Origin of the sequence: Lutimonas saemankumensis, from assembly GCF_020171465.1 — a bacterium.
GTDB classification, from domain to species: domain Bacteria; phylum Bacteroidota; class Bacteroidia; order Flavobacteriales; family Flavobacteriaceae; genus Lutimonas; species Lutimonas saemankumensis.
The window spans coordinates 1-554 of record NZ_JAIUZR010000011.1; the positions used below are offsets into that span (position 1 = coordinate 1).

At 45.3% G+C, this 554-nt stretch carries 1 pseudogene; it reads left to right on the top strand.

What is annotated here, in order from left to right:
* Positions 1–554 (top strand): annotated as a pseudogene (locus LCM02_RS15895) (hypothetical protein); the annotation flags it as partial.

A 554-nucleotide genomic window follows, 5' to 3' on the forward strand; every position in this document is an offset into this window, starting at 1 on the left:
ACAGCACCTGTTGCTGATGTGGCTACTTTACCAAATATAATTGGTGAGTGTACGGCTGTATTGGTTGCACCAACGGCAACAGATGATTGTGCAGGAACCGTAACAGCTACAACAACAGATCCAACAACGTATTCAGCAGTTGGTGTGTACACTGTTACTTGGACATATGATGACGGAAATGGAAATACTTCCAGTCAAACACAACAGGTTGAAGTTCAGGACACAGGAGTTCCAGCACCGGTGGTAACTACTTTACCAACAATTACAGGAGAATGTAGTGCTACAGTAACGACAGTTCCAACAGCATTAGATGGTTGTGGAGGAGTTGTAATCAATGGAACAACGACAGATCCGCTTACTTATACAGCTCAGGGTATTTACACAATCACCTGGACTTATTCAGGAGGTAATGGAAATACTTCAACTCAGGAGCAGACAGTAGTGGTAGATGATATTACGGCACCGGTTGCACCAACCCTGGCTAATGTAACAGGAGAGTGTTCAGCCACAGCTGTAGCACCAACCACGACAGATGCATGTGCCGGTACGATCAC